This window comes from Palleronia marisminoris (genome assembly GCF_900172315.1).
GTDB lineage: Bacteria > Pseudomonadota > Alphaproteobacteria > Rhodobacterales > Rhodobacteraceae > Palleronia > Palleronia marisminoris.
Genome location: NZ_FWFV01000008.1, coordinates 88,077 through 104,623 on the forward strand (window position 1 = coordinate 88,077; position 16,547 = coordinate 104,623).

16 protein-coding genes are annotated in these 16,547 nt (G+C 68.1%); 6 read left to right on the forward strand and 10 right to left on the reverse strand.

Annotation, left to right across the window (positions count from 1 at the left end):
- The first annotated feature begins 21 nt into the window (after positions 1-21).
- From PAM7066_RS13720 to PAM7066_RS13735, 4 genes are all read left to right on the forward strand, one after another.
- Positions 22-444: a DUF1499 domain-containing protein gene (locus PAM7066_RS13720; RefSeq protein ID WP_085854797.1), complete on the forward strand. Its 423-nt coding sequence runs from the start codon at positions 22-24 to the stop codon at positions 442-444.
- A 31-nt stretch (positions 445-475) separates the two neighbouring features.
- A complete protein-coding gene (gene prfA / locus PAM7066_RS13725) occupies positions 476-1,525 on the forward strand; it encodes a peptide chain release factor 1 (RefSeq protein WP_085854798.1) in 1,050 nt (349 codons plus the stop codon).
- Entirely contained in the window at positions 1,522-2,346 is an 825-nt protein-coding gene (gene prmC, locus PAM7066_RS13730; protein WP_085854799.1) for a peptide chain release factor N(5)-glutamine methyltransferase, read from the forward strand. Before prfA ends, prmC begins: the two co-directional genes overlap by 4 nt.
- Before the next feature lie 227 nt (positions 2,347-2,573).
- The gene (locus tag PAM7066_RS13735) at positions 2,574-3,347 is read left to right on the forward strand and encodes a DUF4167 domain-containing protein (RefSeq protein WP_085854800.1); all 774 of its coding nucleotides are present in this window, start codon (positions 2,574-2,576) and stop codon (positions 3,345-3,347) included.
- 13 nt (positions 3,348-3,360) lie between these two features.
- On the opposite strand, the gene rsmA is transcribed toward PAM7066_RS13735, so the two are convergent.
- From rsmA to lptF, 6 genes are read right to left on the reverse strand one after another with little or no spacing between them, the layout of a single operon-like run.
- A complete protein-coding gene (rsmA, locus tag PAM7066_RS13740) occupies positions 3,361-4,203 on the reverse strand; it encodes a 16S rRNA (adenine(1518)-N(6)/adenine(1519)-N(6))-dimethyltransferase RsmA (RefSeq protein ID WP_085854801.1) in 843 nt (280 codons plus the stop codon).
- Positions 4,200-5,186, reverse strand: a complete 987-nt coding sequence (gene pdxA / locus PAM7066_RS13745; protein ID WP_085854802.1) for a 4-hydroxythreonine-4-phosphate dehydrogenase PdxA — start codon at positions 5,184-5,186, stop codon at positions 4,200-4,202. The genes rsmA and pdxA overlap by 4 nt, the downstream gene beginning before the upstream one ends.
- A complete protein-coding gene (locus tag PAM7066_RS13750) occupies positions 5,183-6,394 on the reverse strand; it encodes a peptidylprolyl isomerase (RefSeq protein WP_175484653.1) in 1,212 nt (403 codons plus the stop codon). Before PAM7066_RS13750 ends, pdxA begins: the two co-directional genes overlap by 4 nt.
- A 41-nt stretch (positions 6,395-6,435) precedes the next feature.
- A complete protein-coding gene (locus PAM7066_RS13755; protein WP_085854804.1) occupies positions 6,436-8,535 on the reverse strand; it encodes an LPS-assembly protein LptD in 2,100 nt (699 codons plus the stop codon).
- Positions 8,535-9,632: an LPS export ABC transporter permease LptG gene (lptG, locus tag PAM7066_RS13760; RefSeq protein WP_085854805.1), complete on the reverse strand. Its 1,098-nt coding sequence runs from the start codon at positions 9,630-9,632 to the stop codon at positions 8,535-8,537. The genes PAM7066_RS13755 and lptG overlap by 1 nt, the downstream gene beginning before the upstream one ends.
- Entirely contained in the window at positions 9,629-10,747 is a 1,119-nt protein-coding gene (gene lptF, locus PAM7066_RS13765) for an LPS export ABC transporter permease LptF (RefSeq protein ID WP_175484654.1), read from the reverse strand. The genes lptG and lptF overlap by 4 nt, the downstream gene beginning before the upstream one ends.
- A 124-nt stretch (positions 10,748-10,871) precedes the next feature.
- Here lptF and PAM7066_RS13770 point away from each other — a divergent pair, with 124 nt between their 5' ends.
- Both PAM7066_RS13770 and PAM7066_RS13775 read left to right on the forward strand, forming a co-directional pair.
- The gene (locus PAM7066_RS13770; RefSeq protein ID WP_085854807.1) at positions 10,872-12,335 is read left to right on the forward strand and encodes a leucyl aminopeptidase; all 1,464 of its coding nucleotides are present in this window, start codon (positions 10,872-10,874) and stop codon (positions 12,333-12,335) included.
- A 1-nt stretch (position 12,336) separates the two neighbouring features.
- The gene (locus PAM7066_RS13775) at positions 12,337-12,795 is read left to right on the forward strand and encodes a DNA polymerase III subunit chi (RefSeq protein WP_085854808.1); all 459 of its coding nucleotides are present in this window, start codon (positions 12,337-12,339) and stop codon (positions 12,793-12,795) included.
- Positions 12,796-12,863: 68 nt separating this feature from the next.
- On the opposite strand, the gene PAM7066_RS13780 is transcribed toward PAM7066_RS13775, so the two are convergent.
- From PAM7066_RS13780 to PAM7066_RS13795, 4 genes are all read right to left on the reverse strand, one after another.
- Positions 12,864-13,319 carry a PRC-barrel domain-containing protein gene (locus PAM7066_RS13780; RefSeq protein ID WP_085854809.1) on the reverse strand — a complete coding sequence of 152 codons (456 nt, stop codon included), beginning with the start codon at positions 13,317-13,319 and terminating at the stop codon, positions 12,864-12,866.
- A gap of 106 nt (positions 13,320-13,425) precedes the next feature.
- A complete protein-coding gene (locus PAM7066_RS13785) occupies positions 13,426-14,004 on the reverse strand; it encodes a retropepsin-like aspartic protease family protein (RefSeq protein WP_085854810.1) in 579 nt (192 codons plus the stop codon).
- 36 nt (positions 14,005-14,040) lie between these two features.
- On the reverse strand, positions 14,041-14,670 hold the full coding sequence (locus tag PAM7066_RS13790; RefSeq protein WP_085854811.1) for a MarC family protein: 630 nt from the start codon (positions 14,668-14,670) through the stop codon (positions 14,041-14,043).
- On the reverse strand, positions 14,667-16,523 hold the full coding sequence (locus tag PAM7066_RS13795; RefSeq protein ID WP_085854894.1) for an ABC-F family ATP-binding cassette domain-containing protein: 1,857 nt from the start codon (positions 16,521-16,523) through the stop codon (positions 14,667-14,669). Before PAM7066_RS13795 ends, PAM7066_RS13790 begins: the two co-directional genes overlap by 4 nt.
- Positions 16,524-16,547 lie beyond the last annotated feature (24 nt).

Here is a 16,547-nt window from a genome sequence, read left to right on the forward strand (position 1 = left end):
CGGCGGAAAGGGAACCGCGCCATGCTGAAGATCGCCGCCATCATCGCCATCGTGACCGCGCTTGCCGCCCTCGGCGTCGCCATCTGGGTGCGCAACATCTCGGTCCCCGTCGCGCGCTATCACGAGCGGTTCGAGGTCCTGCAGGAGGACAGGCTGTCCCAGGGCGGCTTCGTCGCGGTGCGGCCGACCGATGACGAGGGGTTCGCGCGGCTGGTCGAGGTGATCGCGACAAGCCCGCGCACCACCTCGCTGGCCGGGCGGGTCGAGGAGGGGCATGTGTCCTTCGTCACGCGGACGCGCGTGATGGGCTTTCCCGACGTGACCAACGTGACCCGCACCGAGCGCGGCCTCGCGATCCGAGGGCACCTGGTGGTGGGCAAGGGCGACATGGGGGTGAACCGGCGCCGGATCGAAGGATGGCTGGCCGAGGCCGGCCTCTCTTGACCGGGCGCCGCCTTCGCGCGAATGAGCGCGCATGGTTCCACAGGACAGACTGAAGCAGATCGTCGCGCGTTTCGAGTATCTCGAAGCGGCCATGTCCGCGGGCGGCGGCGATATCGCGGCGCAGGGGCGGGAATATGCCGAACTGCGCCCGGTGGTCGAGACTGCGCGGATCTGGGAAACGACCCATGACGAGATCGCCGAGGCAGAGGCGATGCTGGGCGATCCCGAGATGCGCGGCCTTGCCGAAGAGGAACTGCCCAAGCTGCGCAAGCGGTTGGACGCGGCCGAAGAGGCGCTGCGCCTGGCGCTTCTTCCCAAGGACGCCGCCGATGCGCGGCCCGCGATCCTCGAGATCCGGCCGGGTACGGGCGGGGAAGAGGCCGCGCTGTTCGCCGCGGACCTGATGCGCATGTACCAGCGCTTCGCCGAGTCGCAGGGCTGGCGCTTCGACATTGTCGAGCGGGCCGAGACCGAGTTGGGCGGATTGAAGGAACTGGTGGCGAACGTGGCCGGCGACGGCGTCTTCGCCCGTCTGAAGTTCGAATCCGGCGTCCACCGCGTGCAGCGGGTTCCGACAACGGAATCGGGCGGGCGAATCCATACGTCGGCCGCGACGGTTGCCGTCCTGCCCGAAGCCGAAGAAGTGGACGTGGCCATCGCGCCCGGCGACCTGCGCATCGACACGATGCGGTCGAGCGGCGCGGGCGGCCAGCACGTCAACACCACGGATTCGGCCGTGCGAATCACCCACATCCCCACCGGGATCGTCGTGACGTCGAGCGAGAAGTCCCAGCACCGCAACCGCGAGATCGCCATGCAGGTGCTGCGCGCGCGGCTCTTCGACATGGAGCGGCAGCGCGCCGCCACCGAGCGGGCCGATGCGCGCAAGTCTCAGGTCGGGACGGGCGACCGGTCCGAGCGGATCCGCACCTACAACTTCCCCCAAGGCCGGCTGACCGATCACCGGATCAACCTGACGCTCTACAAGCTTGACCAGGTGATGCAGGGCGATCTGACCGACGTGATCGACGCGCTGGTGTCCGAGGATCAGGCCGCCCGGCTGGCCCAGTTCGAGGCATGAGCCCCGACGACGCGCTGCGGATGGCGCGCACCCGGCTTGGCCATTGTCCCGACCCGATGCGCGACGCCCGCCGCCTGCTGGCTGACGCCGCAGGGCTGGACCCCGGCGCCCTGCACCGGCTGGACGACACGCTGCCAGCCGAGACGCGTGCGACGTTCGAGGCCCTCGTGGCGCGCCGAGCGGGCGGAGAGCCGCTGGCGCGCGTCCTTGGTTACCGCGATTTCTGGCGGCACCGTTTCCAGATCACGCCCGACGTGCTCGACCCCCGCGCCGATACCGAGACGCTGGTGGCGCGCGCGCTGGAGGTTCCGTGGCAGAGGGTCCTCGACCTCGGCACCGGCTCGGGCTGTATCCTGCTGAGCCTTCTGGCCGAACGCGGGGACGCGCAGGGCGTGGGCACCGACATATCGGATGCGGCGCTCGACGTGGCGCGTGGCAATGCGGCGGTGCTGGGCCTGGCGGACCGGGTTCGCTTCGCACGTGCGGACTGGTGGCAAGGCGTCTCGGGGCGCTTCGACCTGATCGTGTCGAACCCGCCCTACATCGCCACGGACGAGATGGACGAACTCTCGCCCGAGGTCCGCGACCACGATCCGCGCCTTGCCCTCAGCCCCGGTGGCGACGGGCTGGAAGCCTACCGGATCATTGCAGGCGGCGCGGCTGACATGCTTGAACCCGGCGGAACGCTCATGGTCGAGATCGGCTGGCAGCAAGGACCTGCCGTCACGCGACTGTTTTCCGCCGCCGGTCTTGCAGATGTCGCCCTGCATACCGATCTTGAGGGAAGGGACCGCGTCGTTTCGGCACGGCGGCCCCCTTAGAGACCGCAAAAACTGCCTTCTGCGCGCAAAAGGATTGAAAATTAGCGGAATCGGCTTGCCAAGGCCTCTCACACATGGTCTTGCTGAGCCTGCAGAGTGTGAAACGCGCTAGAAGCGTTTGCCTCTGACACTGCCGGAACATGCCCGCCACAGCCGCCGATGTTACTCGGCCGGATCAGGCAAGGGCTGCCACATGCCAAAAAAACACAGGCCGGACCATCTCCGACATGCGCTCTTCCAACAAACGCTCGCGGTCAAAGAACAACCGCAACCGCCCCTCTGGCGGCAACGTCGTCAATCGCGTCTTCGAAAGCTCCGGCCCCGAGGGGAAGGTGCGCGGTACGCCGCAGCAGATCATTGACAAGTACAACCAGCTGACCCGTGACGCGCAGCTTTCTGGCGACCGCGTGGCCGCCGAGAACTTTGCCCAGCATGCCGAGCATTACACCCGCATGCTGGCCGAAGCGCAGCGCGAGATGAACGAGCGTCAGGACCAGAACCAGAACCGCCAGCAGAACAACAATCAGCAGGGCGGCAACCAGCAGAACGACCAGCAGGGTCGGGGTGGTTCTCAGGACGGCAATCAGCAGGGCTCGGACGACCGGGGCGATTCGCGGAACGACCGCCGCGACGAGCAGTCGGACAACCGTGACGCGCAGAACGACCGTCGCGACGCGCAGCCCGACAATCGCGAAACGCGAAGCGATCGCCGGGATGCACAGCCGGACGACCGCGACACCCCAGCCGACACCCGCGATGCGCAACCGGCCGAGGCGGCCGAGGCGAAGCCGGCACCCAAGCGCACCCGTCGTCCGCGCAAGAAGGACGACGACGTGATCGACGCGCCCAATGCGGACGAGTCGACGCTTGTCGAAACGCCGGAATCCAAGCCCAAGCGGACCCGCGCGCGCAAGCCGAAGCCTGCCGACACCGGTGGCGGCACCGACGAGGGCAACTCCGGCGAGACCGGCGGCAGCAGCGAAACGCAGAAGGTGGAGTGATCCACCGTGCCCCTCAGCCCCGGGCGACTTCCCGGGCGAGGGCGCAGAACTCCTCGAGCGACAGCTCTTCGGCCCGCTGCGTGGGCTTGATGCCCGCCGCGACGATCCGGTCCTCGATGTTCGGGGTCAGCCCCTTCAGCGAGGCGCGCAGCATCTTTCGCCGCTGGTTGAACGCCTGCGCCGTAACGCGGAACAGCACCTTGGCCTCGGCCGGGTAGCGCGGTTCGGACAGGGCAGTCAGATGCACCACAGCCGAGTGGACCTTGGGCGGCGGCGTGAAGGCTTCGGGCGGCAGCTCCATCACGATCTGCGCTTCGGTCCGCCACTGGGCGAGCACCGCGAGACGTCCATAGGCCTTGCTGCCAGGCGCCGCAGTGATGCGTTGCGCGACTTCCTTCTGGAACATGAGCGTGAGGCTCGACCAAACCGGCGGCCACGGCCCCGGATCCAGCCAGCGCGTCAGAAGCTCGGTGCCCACGTTGTAGGGCAGGTTTGCGACGATCCGGATGGGCGGCGTCAGGTGCGCCAACGGGTCGATCTCGAGCGCGTCGGCGTTCAGGACCTCGAGCTTGCCGGGATATTCCCGCGCGATCTCTTCCAGCGCCGGCAGGCAGCGACTGTCCTTTTCCACCGCCAGAACGCGCCGCGCGCCCTCGGCCAGCAAGCCGCGGGTCAGGCCGCCTGGGCCGGGACCGATCTCGAGCACGTCGGAATTCGTCAGGTCGCCCGCGCGCCGGGCAATCTTGGCGGTCAGGTTCAGATCCAGAATGAAGTTCTGGCCCAGCGACTTGCGGGCCGAGAGCCCGTGCCGCGCGATCACGTCGCGCAGGGGGGGCAGGTCGTCGATGGCGCTCATGCGGGCGCTCCTGATGCGCGAAGGTCTGCCATGCGGCGAGCCATCCTCAGGGCGGCGAGGGTCGAGGTCGGGTCGGCGGCACCCGTTCCGGCGATGTCGAACGCGGTGCCGTGGTCGGGCGAGGTGCGGATGAAGGGAAGGCCGAGCGTGACATTGACGCCGCCCGCAAAGTCGATCGTCTTGATGGGGATCAGTGCCTGGTCGTGATACATCGCCACGGCCGCATCGTAGAGGCGGCGCGCATCGGCATGGAACATCGTGTCGGCCGAGGAGGGGCCACGCAGGGACAGTCCCTCGGCCCGAAGGCGCTCGATCAGCGGGGCGATCCAGTCGATCTCCTCGCGGCCCATGGCGCCTTGCTCGCCCGCGTGGGGGTTCAGGCCGGCAACGGCGATCCGGGGCGCTTCGATGCCGAAGAGGTCGCGCAGGCCGTCATGGGTGATGCGGATGGTCCTTTCGAGCGAGGCGGGGGTGAGGGCACGGGGCACTTCGGACAGGGGAATGTGGATCGTCGCGGGCACCACGCGCAGCGTCTCGCAGGCGAGCATCATCACCACGTGATCGACCCCGGCTAGCGCCGCCAGATACTCGGTGTGCCCGGGATAGGCGAAGTTGGCCCCGTCGATCAGCGCCTTCTTGTTGATGGGCAGGGTGCAGATGCCCGCCGCCGCGCCCGAGCGGGCCAGGTCGACGGCCCGGGCGATGATCTCGACGACGTGGGGGGCGTGCGCGGGGTGGGGCTGGCCGGGACGCGCGGGCGGGCCCATATCCACGGGCAGAACCGCTAGGCCGCGTTCCGAGGCCTCGACCGCGTCCTGCGGCGCCTCGATTTCGATGATCGGCGTGCCGGCCGGCAGGTGGCGCGGATCGCCGATGTAGAAGAACGGCAGGGCCGGCCCGAGGGCGGCCCATGCTCTTGCGGCGATTTCGGGGCCCACGCCCGCCGGCTCACCGCAGGTCAGGGCAATGGGAGCCGGGCTCATTCGTAGCGGATGCTGGCGTTGGCGCGCAGCTCGGACAGGTAGCTGTCGGCCCGCTCGGAGGCGCGGCTGGCCAGGAGCGCGTTACGCAGGCGACCGAGGTCAGGCTCTTCCGCGTCGGCCGGGCGGTAGGAGCGGTTGCACAGCATCAGCACCACCAGTGTCTGGCCGTCCGCACGGGTCAGGCTGGTCGAGATTTCGCCGGGATCGAGCCGCGCGAGTTCCAGCGCAACGTCCTGCGGGATCTGCGCGACCGGCAGCGTGTCGCGCTGTGCCGGGCCCATCGTCTCGAGCCCGTCGCAGGTGTCGACGCGCGCGGCGATCTGCGCAGCTTGCGCCAGCGTCGCTTCCGAGCGTCCGCCCGGCAGGTAGAGCGCCGCGTATTCCAGCGTGGTCGGGCCGCTGCGCGCGGCAACCTCGCCGATCTGGCGCAGCTGGAAGAAGGCCAGCGCGTTCGGTAGCGGGATCGGCTGCGTGACCTCTCCTGGGGACAGGTTCAGGATCAGCTGGCCGATCTGGGGCGGCAGGTTGCTGATCTCGAGCCAGTCGATCGCCCCGCCCTGGTCGCGGGACGGGGTCGCCGAGTATTCCCGTGCGGCAGCCGCGAAGGCGTCGGAGCTGTTGATGGCGCTGATCCGCGGCGCGAGCGCCTGGGCCTGTTGCGCCCGTTGGGGCGTGTTGGCGGGCAGGATGATCTCGTTCACCAGCACGCGCAGGCCGGGTTCGGGCGGGGCGTCAGCGGCGCGGGCGACGTCCCGGTCCGAGACCTGAACCTGGCCGGGCCCGAATTGCTGCTGCACGACCTTGCGCCATGCGACACCGGCGCGGACGAAATCCGCGAAAGTGGCGGGATCGACGCCGTCGCTTTGAAGTTGCGCGATGAACGCCTCGCGCGACAGATCGGCACGAGCGGCGAACTCTTCCTCGCCCTCGATCTGCTCGGTCGGGGTGACGGTGATGCCACGACGGGCAGCCTCGTTCAGTTGAAGGCGCTCGTCCACCAGGTCGTCCAACGCGGCCTGACGAGTGGCGTCGGGGGCGCGGAACACTTCGAGCATCCGCTGCCGCTGGTCGACCTCGAACCCGGTGATGATGGTCTCGTTGACATGGGCCGCGGGCGAGAAGGGCGACTGCGCGGTCACGGGGGACGCCACCGCGATCCCGAGGGTGAGGGCAAGGGCCGCGGCAAGGCGGAGGGGCGCAACGGTCATGAGCGGTCTCTTTCGGGTCAGGCGTTTGGGCCGGGCATATATCATCCCCGGCACTGGGTGCGATAGCTTTCGTCCACGGCGTCCGAGCCGAAGCCAAGCAGCTCGACCGCGAAGGTGATCGAACTGGTGGGGTCCTCGTCGTCGTCGTTGCGATAGTAGGTCCGGCTGGCATCGAGACCGATCACGATGCACTCGGTCTGGTAGCTCAGCCCGAAGGTGGCCTGGTCGATGCCGTCGGTGTCGATGTCGTAGCGGCCGCCGGCGCTGACGGTCCAGTGTCGGCCCAGGCGGGTATTCCCGGCAAGGCTGATCTCGTGCGTGTCGTCGGGCCGGTTCTCGAGTGGTTCGGCGTCAAGATAGAGATACGTGCCGGACAGGCCGTACCCTTCGCCGCTGTATCCTGCCAGGGCCTCGACCTTGGTCGCGTCGAAACCCGTATCGATCAGCGCGCGAGCGCCAAGGTCGAACGACGCCCAGTCCAGGCTGACCGAGGTGAGCCAGTCCGACGCGGTTCCATCGAGGCCGCTGCCGGGGAAGAAGTCGGCGTCGGCGTCGTGTCGGAACACCCGCCCCATGGTGAGGCCAAGCTCGGCGTCCTCGAAGCGGCCGGTATAGCCGAGGCCGATATTGGCCGTGACGCCCTGTTCGATCCGGTCGTCGCCGGGAAAGCGGGACAGCGCGAGGAGGTTGCCTTCGTCGAACTCGACCAGGTTGCTGTCCTCGTTCGGCACGGCGTCGTCGGATTCGGACCATGCAACACCGATGACCGGCTCCAGCAGGTGATAGCTGCCACCGGGCCCGGATTTCTGCAGGGGCAACCGCAATTCCGTCGAGACGGCCGCAGAGGATCGGGCCACGTCGTCGAAGCCGCTGTCGTCCCCGACCTTGTAGACGCCGGCCGTGACTCGGGCCTGGTTCGACAGGACGAGGCCGGATGCGAAGGTGCGGCGGGTCCGGTATTCGGCGAAGGTGCCCAGCTCGGCCACGTCGCGGCCAAGGGCATCCGCGCTGCTTTCACGCTCGATCGCCGAGGCGTCCAGGCCGAAGGTGAGCTGCCCCGGCCCTATATCGGCCCGCCGTTCGATGTAGGCATCGGCGACGACCGACGGCAATTGGTCGGCGATGGCGATGTCGTCGGACCTGAGCGGCGTGTAGTTCGCCACCTCTGCGCGGAACATGCCGTCGCGCCCGGCCGTCGAGAGCTTCGCCCGATCGCGCAACAGCGGGACGGATGCGTAGTCGTAGTCGCCCAGGTAATCTCTGTCGGACACGTTCTGGATCTCGATCTCGAGAAGGAGGTCGCGCGGCAGGGTGAACGCGGCATCGGCGAACAGGTAGCTGCGTTGATCGTCGGTGACGATGTCGTCGTCCGAGAAAGCCCCGGCGACGTTCACTGCGCCGAAGGTGAAGTTCTGGCGGTAGCGCGCCTCGAGCGTGCGCGTACCCGAGGCGATGTAGGGCGTCAGCGTCAGGTCGGCATAGGGGCCGAGCGCGATGAAGTAGGGGATCTTCGCCCCGAACCCGAGGTCGCTGTTGAAGACGAGGCGCGGCGAGAGAAGGCCGGTCGACCGCTCGTTGTTCGCGGACGGCAGGCGCAGCCGGGGGATATAGGCCACCGGCACGCCCATGATGCGGAACTGCGCGCGGTCGAAATAGAGCTGTTCCTCGACCTCGTCATAGATGACGCGGCGGGCGCGGATCTCCCACAAGGGGCGGTCGCTGTCGTTGCAGACGTCGCACGAGGACGCGACTGTGTTCGACAGCTGCGTGTAGCGGTCGTCCACGCGGGCGATCTCGGTCGCGGCAAGCTGTAGCTGGCGGTTCAGCACAAGCCGGGCCGAGGTGAGGATCCCCTCGCGCAGCTCGTCCTCGAGCGCGGCGCTGTCGGCCAGCAGGATCGTGCCGTCCTCGTCGGTCAGGGTCAGCGGCCCCTCGATCGCAAGCGTGTTGGCGGATTGGTCGTAGGTGATGCGGCTGGCCGACAGCAGCGTGCCCTCGTAGGACACCTGCACATCGCCCTCGGCCACGAGGATGTCGTTCTCTTGCAGGTAGACGGTATCGGCCACCAGCGCGGCCGTGCCCTGGGCCTCTGCCAGGACGGGCCATGTCGCGATCGTCAGGGCGGCGAGCCAGGCCCGCATCAACCGTCCTCCCAGTGCAGTATCAGCCCCAGCGGCAGGCAAAGCGATGCCACGGGCGGTCCCCAGGCGGCCAGTATCGGAGAGATCTGACCGTTCTCCCCCAGGATCTGCGCGAAATCGCGCAGGAAGAAAAGCCCGAAGCCGGTGGCGAGCGCGGCCAGCACCATGGACCCCGTGCGACCGAACCGCGTGTGCCGCATGGTGAAGCCCGCGCCGACCAGCATCATCGCGGTCAGCATCAGCGGTGTCGCGAGCTCGGAATGGAAATAGACGAGGTGGCGCTGCGGCGAGAAGCCGGCGGCCTCCATGTCGGCGATGAATCCCGGCAGCTTCCAGATCGGGATTTCGTCGGGGTCGGCGAAGCTGTCGGCGATATAGTCCGCGGACAGGTCCGAGGGGACGTTCCAGGTGTCGAAGCGGCGGGCGTCGGCCTCGGGGTTGGGCAGGGTGAAGTCCCACCTTTTCGCGTCGCGCAACGCCCACTGCCCATCGGCGAGCGTGGCGCTTGTGGCATCGACGCGCGCCCGCACCGTTCCCTCGGCGTCGAACCGGTAGAAGCTGACGTCTTCCAGCTCGGTCCCGCCGCCGCCCATGGCTTCGGCGGCGATCACGGTGCGCCCGCCCATGCCGTCTGCCTGCCGCAGCCACAGCCCCTCGTCCCCGACCGACAGGGTCGGGGCAGGGATGCCCCGCAAGCGGTCTGACAACCGGTCGTATTGCGCCGTGGCAGCGGCCACCACGGGGTTATAGGCCCCGACGGCCACGATCCCGATCAGCAGCATCACCGCCACCGGCCCATAGAGCGCCTTGATCGCCGACCGCCCCGAGGCGCGGCTGACCACGAGTTCCGAGGTTCGTGCCAACGTCAGGAACAGGGTCAGCGTCGCGATGATCGTGATGAGCGGCAGGATGGTGTAGAGCGTCTGGGGCACCGACAGCAGCGTCAGGCCGACCAGTGCGGAAAAGGCAACTCCGTCGCCTTCGAACCGCCGGACCTGGTCCACCAGGTCGATCAGCAGCACGACCCCGAGGAAGATCCCGAGGACCAGGAAGAACGTCGCGGCGAAGCGACGGGCGAAGTAGGCGTGCAGGATCATGGCGCGATCCTCCGTCCGCGCCCGATACGGCCCATCCCGGCGACCTGGAGGCAGGCCAGCGACAGCGCCGCGAAGGCCAGCGAGGGCAGGAGGATCACCCAGACCGGCGCCGTCGTGTTCAGTGCCGCGTCGAACGTGACGCGGTAGGCCAGCTCGTATATCACGAGGGCCACGATCGCGCCGGTGACCTGGCGCCACGCCGAAAACCGCGAGAACCCACCGAGCATCATCGCGGCGAACCCCAGGATCGGGGCGACGAAGCTTTGCAATCCCTGCGAGGTACGCTCGGCAATCTCCGTAGCGATTTCGCGCGGGGTATCGCCGGTCGCCGCGACGGTGCCGGCGAAGTCCGCCATGATCGCGATGGTCGGCAGCCCGCCTAGCCGGACGCGGCCGCCACCCTCGCTACCGCCGGGATCTACGCGGACCGTGTATTCGTCGAAGGATGTGGTCTCGAGCCGGTTCGTCTCGTAGTTGAGGGTCTGCGAGAGACCGTCGAAGAGGACGAGGAACGCTTCTCCGTCGCGGCTGGCGAGGATCGCGCGATCGGCGGTATAAGTCGTCTGCCGCTTTTCGCTGCGCCGGTCGCTCAGAAAGACCTGCCCCAGCGTTCCGTCATTGCCGATCTCGTCGATGAACAGGGTCACGCCGTCGACGGGGTGGATGAACTGCCCCGGGGTCAGAAGCCCCGCGCTGACGTCCATCGCGATCTCGTCGTCGCGAACGTCGAGCCGCCCTTCTGCGATCGGCGCAAGGACATGGGTAAGGATCAGCGTGATGACCGCGCAGGTCGCGCCGAACACCACCGCGGCGCGCGCGCCTCGCATCGGCGACAGCCCGGCGGCCTGCGCGATGACCAGCTCACTTTCGGCGCGCATCCGGTTGGCGACCCATACCGCGGCGGCAAAGGCGGCCACCGGCAGCACCAGCCGCACGACGTTCGGCAGCGCCAGAAGCGAGAACTCGAGGAACACGGCCGCCGAATGGCCGTTCGCGATCAGTCGGTCGAACAGGCTGACGGCGCGGTTCACCCAGTAGACCGCGACGAGCACGAGGCTGAAGAAGCCGAACAGGCTCAGGAACTGCGACAGCAGGTATCTGTCGTATTTCGGCAAGCTCTGTCCTTCGTGATCGTCCTCCGACCAGAGCCTACCGCACCGGGTGGCGGCCGGAAACAGACTTCTGGCCAACAGGCGCTGTGCCTCCTAACAAGAGGCGGACACACGAACGGAGACCACCATGACCGCACCCGCCCCGATCCGCCTATCCGAGCCCGACATCGACGCCCTGGCCACGGCCGAGGGAACCGTCGCCGTCCTCGTCGGCACCGAAGGCGAGATGGACACGATGGCCCGCCGCGCCAACAAGCTGTCGCGCGGCGCGGTCGAACGTGCCACGGCGGCCGAGGCCTGGCAGAAGGCCGACGAGGGCGAGGTGGTCTCGCTGTCCTGGCCCTCGGGGATGGCGGCCGAGCGGCTTCTGGTGGTCAAGCTGGGCCGCAAGGCCGAGGCCGACCTGGCGCGCAAGACCGGTGTGGCGATCGCACAGGCGTCCGCGAAAGGCGGCCTGACCCTGTGCCTCGGCCGCGTGAAGCACGCGCGCGAGGTGGTGCTGGGCGCGATGCTGCGCCGCTATGACTACACCGACCAGAAGTCGAAACCCGACGGCAAGCCCGCGGGCGAGATCATGGCGATGATCGCCAAGCCGGACGACGTCGACGCGACCGACCTGACGGCGCTGGCCGAAGGCGTGTTCTTCTGCCGCGACCTGGTGAACGACCCCGCCAACGTGCTGACCACCACCACCTATGCCGAGCGCCTGCAGGCCCTGTCCGAACACGGGCTCGAGGTCGAGGTGCTGGAAGAGGACAAGCTGCGCGAGCTGGGCATGGGCGCGCTTCTGGCCGTGGGGCAGGGGTCCGACAGCCCGTCGAAGGTTGTCGTGATGAAGTGGATGGGCGGTGGCGACGAAGCTCCGCTGGCGCTGGTCGGCAAGGGCGTGGTGTTCGACACGGGGGGCATCAGCCTCAAGCCTGGCGCGGGCATGGAAGACATGACCATGGACATGGGCGGCTCGGCGGTGGTGGCCGGCGTGATGAAGACGCTGGCGATGCGCAAGGCCAAGGCCAACGTGGTCGGTCTGGTCGGGCTGGTCGAGAACATGCCCTCGGGCCGCGCCTACCGCCCCGGCGACGTGGTGACGTCGATGAAGGGCGACACGATCGAGGTCATCAACACCGACGCCGAAGGTCGCCTCGTGTTGGCCGATGTCATGTGGTACGCGCAGGAGACGTTCGAGCCCTCGGGCCTGATCGACCTCGCGACGCTGACCGGGGCGGTCATCATCGGGCTGGGCCACCACAACGCGGGCCTTCTGTCGAACGACGACGGCTTCGTGAACGGCATCCTGAAGGCCGCCGGGACCGAGGGCGAGGGCGCGTGGCGCCTGCCGCTGGGCAAGGAATATGCGGACCAGCTGAAAAGCCGGATCGCGGACGTGAAGAACGTGGGTGGCCGGCCCGCGGGCACGATCACCGCGGCCGAGTTCCTGCACCGCTTTGTCAAGGAGGGCACGCGCTGGTGCCACATCGACATCGCGGGCGTCGCCTCGACCTCGTTCGACTCGCCCTATGCGCCGAAGGGGGCCTCGGGTTGGGGCGTCCGCGCGCTCGACCGGTTCATCCGGGACACCTGCGAGGCATGAGATGGGCGCCGCCTACTTCTACCACCTGACCCGCCGGCCGCTCGAGGAGGTGCTGCCACAACTGCTCGAGCGGTCGTTGAAGCAGGGATGGCGCGTGCTCGTGCGGGGGCGGAACGCGCGCCGGATCGAGGCGCTCGACCTGCATCTGTGGAGCTATGCCGAGGACAGCTTCCTGCCTCATGGCCTCGCGGGAGGCGCGCATGACGCAGCCCAGCCCGTGCTGCTGACGGCCGATCCGCTGCCTGCCGACGGGCGCCCCTGCGTGATGAGCGTGGAGGGTGCCGACGTCACGGCCGACGAGGTCGTCGCGGCGGAACGGGTCTGCGTGATCTTCGACGGGAACGATCCTTCGGCGCTGGACCGGGCGCGCACCCAATGGCGGACCCTCACGGGGGCCGGGGCCAATGCGCAATACTGGTCGGAGGAGTCGGGCCAGTGGGAGAAGAAGGCGGAAAGCTGAAGCCGCCCGATCGCAAACGAAAGAGGCCCTCCGAAGAGGGCCTCTGGAAGGTCAGATGTCAGGCGTGATCAATCCCACCAGCCTTCGTCAACGTCTTGCTGCGCCTCGAGTTCTTCCTCGGTCAGGCGCGTGACATAGGCGTACTCGTCCGCGGCCATCAGGCTGACGTCATCCACCGAGATCAGGACGTGCTTGTCCGCGATGTCGAGGAACCCGCCGACCTCGGCCACGATGCCGCGCATCTCGCCCGACTGGTCGAGAACGATGTCTTCGATCTCGCCGATCTGGTTCCAGTCGGCGCCAACCGTATCGTATACGGTCGTGGAATCCCAGGTTTCCCCCTGCGCTTCAGCGGAGGAGTAGATCGGGCTGCCGGTGATGTCGCGGCTCCGGATCAGTTCGCTCTGCAGTTCCTGCAGGTCGAGGCTCGTGGTCACCTCGTTCTCCATCACGTGCTGTTCGGCGAAAGCGGCCGAACCGGTGGCGGTGGCGAGGGCGAGGGTGGTAGCGGTGAGAAGCTTCATGGTCGTTCTCCTGTGTTTCTTCGGATTCACAGGGAGAACAAGGTACCCCCCGGGGTGCGTTCCATCCAAAAGCCGAATTCTTGCAATTCGGGCGCGAAATGGGGGCTTATCGCGTCAATGTGAGGACGTCGTTCTCGATCGAGATGCGACCGAATCGGCTGAGATAGCTCATTCCAAGAAGCGAGCCGTTCATCTCGCCGCCATTCACGCTGGCCGGGACGCCGCGCTCGACCTCTTCGCCCAGGCTCACCCGGTCGAGGCTGACGCGGGCCAGCGGCACGGTCCCGTTGGCCGTCTGGGCCCGGCCGAGATAGGCGAGGCTGTCCGGCTCGATCCCCGCGCGGCGGGCGTCCTGCTGGCTGAGGACGATGTCCGACGCGCCGGTATCCACCACGAACGAGATCGGCTCGCCATTGATGCCGAGGGTCACGTGGTAATGCCCGTCGAGCCCGCGCGGCACCTCGAGACTGCCGGTGGAGGTGTAGCTCTGCCGCGGCACGACCTCGTCCCGGATCGAGGGCCAGAGGCCGGCGGCGGCGATCACGCCGAGGAAGATCAGTGCCCATAGCGCAAGCTGGCGCATCGTGGTGCCAAGGCCCTGCCGGTTCGCGGCGATGAAATAGCCGAGGATCGCGGTGCCCAGAAGGACGAGGTAGATGAGGGATGCGGTGTCGTTTCCTGCCATGCCCCTGATATGGGGGCCGAATGGCGGGATGGGAAGTCAGGGACCGAGCCCCGCGTTCGTCAGCCCGTCCAGCACGAACTGCACAGACAGCGCCGCCAGCAGCATTCCCAGCAGGCGCGTCACGACGAGGATGCCCGTCTCGCCCAGCCCCCGCTCGATGGTGCCGGCGGCCAGGAACAGCCCGTAGCAGATCACGTAGATCACGGCGATCACCACGATGAGGCCCGACAGCGTCAGCCACCCGCCGCCGCCCTGGTCGGTCAGCAGGATCAGCGAGGCGATGGATCCCGGCCCCGCCAGCAGGGGGATCGCGAGGGGAAAGACCGAAGGGTCGTCCGAGGGGTCCTCGTCCACGATCTCGGTCTGGGACTGGCGGCGCTGCGTCCGGCGGCCGAACAGCATTTCGAGCGCGGTGAGGAACAGCAACAGACCCCCGGCGATGCGGAAGGCGGGCATCGAGATGCCGATGAAGCCCAGAACCGCTTCGCCGAACAGGCCGAACGCGACAAGGATCAGGAAGCCGACCACGCAGGCGCGAAACGCGATGGCGCGCCGCCGCGCCGTGGTCATGCCGTTGGTCAGCGCGACGAAGATCGGCGTGGTCCCGACAGGGTCGATCACCACGAAGAGGGTGACGAACGCGGTGACCAGGAATTCCGGGGTCATGCCGTCTCGGCCGCGTCCAGCTTCTCGAGAGCGGCCATCCATAGCGCCTCGGCCCGCTCCATCGCCGTCCGGACCTCGGCATATTTCTTGTTCCAGGTCTCGAGTTCGCCCACGCGCGTATCGTCGTAGAGCGCCGGGTCGGCCAGCTTCTTGGCCAGCTTGTCGCTCATGTCCGACAGCTTCTCGACGCGGGCCTCGGCCTTGCGCACCTCGGACCGCAGCGCCATCACCTGGTCGCGCGAGGGCTTCGGAGCCTTCGGCTGGGCCTTGGGTTTTTCGGGCTTTGCCTGATCCTCACCCGACAGCAGCATCTTGCGATAGGCGTCGAGGTCGTCCTCGTAAGGCTCGACGCGCCCACCTTTCACCAGCCACAGGCGGTCGGCGACAAGGGACAGCAGGTGCATGTCGTGGCTGACGAGGATCACGGCGCCGGAATAGGCGGTCAGCGCCTCGACCAGCGCCTCTCGGCTTTCGATGTCGAGGTGGTTCGTCGGCTCGTCGAGGATAAGAAGATGCGGCGCGTCGAGCGTCGCGATCAGAAGCGACAGTCGCGCCTTCTGGCCGCCGGACAGGCCGGCCACCGCCATGTCGGCCTGGTCCGCGGTAAGGCCGAAGCCGGCCAGACGCGCGCGCAGCCGCGCCGGCGTCTCGCCAGGGCGCATCCGGCGCAGGTGGTCGAGCGGTGTCTCGTCGATGCGCAGCTCGTCCACCTGGTGCTGGGCGAAGTATCCGACGCGCAGCTTGGTCGCCGTCGTCATCCGTCCGCCCATGGCGTCGAGCCGGCCGGCGAGCAGCTTGGACAGAGTCGACTTGCCCTCGCCGTTCCGCCCCAGAAGCGCGATGCGGTCGTCCTGGTCGATCCGCAGGTTCAGCTTCGACAGCACAACGGTGTCGCCATAGCCGACGCTGACGGATTCGGTGTTGATGATGGGGGGCGACAGCTCCTCGGGCTCGGGGAAGGAGAAGGCGCGCAGGGCGGCCTCCTGCGGGGTCTGGATCGTCTCCATCCGCTCGATCATCTTCAGCCGCGACTGGGCCTGCTTGGCCTTGCTGGCCTTGGCGCGGAAGCGGTCCACGAAGGATTGCAGGTGGGCGCGGCGCGTTTCCTGCTTGCTGATCTCAGCCTCTTTCGCGGCAAGCCGTGCGGCGCGGGTCCGGGCGAAGGTGTCGTAGCCGCCCGAATAGAGCGTCAGCTTGCGGTCCTCGAGATGCAGGATCGACGTGACCGACCGGTTCAGAAGCCCGCGGTCGTGCGAGATCACGATGACCGTGTGGGGGTAGCGCGCGAGATAGGCTTCGAGCCAGAGCGCGCCCTCGAGGTCGAGGTAGTTCGTCGGTTCGTCCAGCAGCAGCACGTCTGGCTGGGCGAAGAGCACGCCGGCCAGCGCCACGCGCATCCGCCACCCGCCCGAGAAGGCCGAGCAGGGCATGGCGATCTCGGCCTGGGTGAAGCCGAGGCCACGCAGGATCTGGGTGGCCCGTGCCTCGGCCGACCACGCGTCGATATCGGCGAGGCGGGTCTGGATTTCGGCGATGCGGGTGGGGTCTGCGGCCGTCTCGGCCTCGGCCATAAGGCCCGACCGCTCGGGATCGGCCGCCAGCACGGTATCCAGCAGCGAGACGTCCGAGGACGGCACCTCCTGCCGCACGCCGCCGATGCGGGCGTGCTTCGGCAGGCCGATGCTGCCGCCTTCCAGCGCAAGCTCGCCCCGGATCAGGCGGAAGAGCGTGGTCTTGCCGGTGCCGTTGCGGCCGACGACGCCGACCTTGTGGCCCTCGGGGATGTCGGCGGAGGCGCCCTCGAACAGGGGGCGGCCGGCGATGGCGAATGAGATATCGTTGATGCGAAGCATGCGCGCGAGGTAGCACCGGCCCGT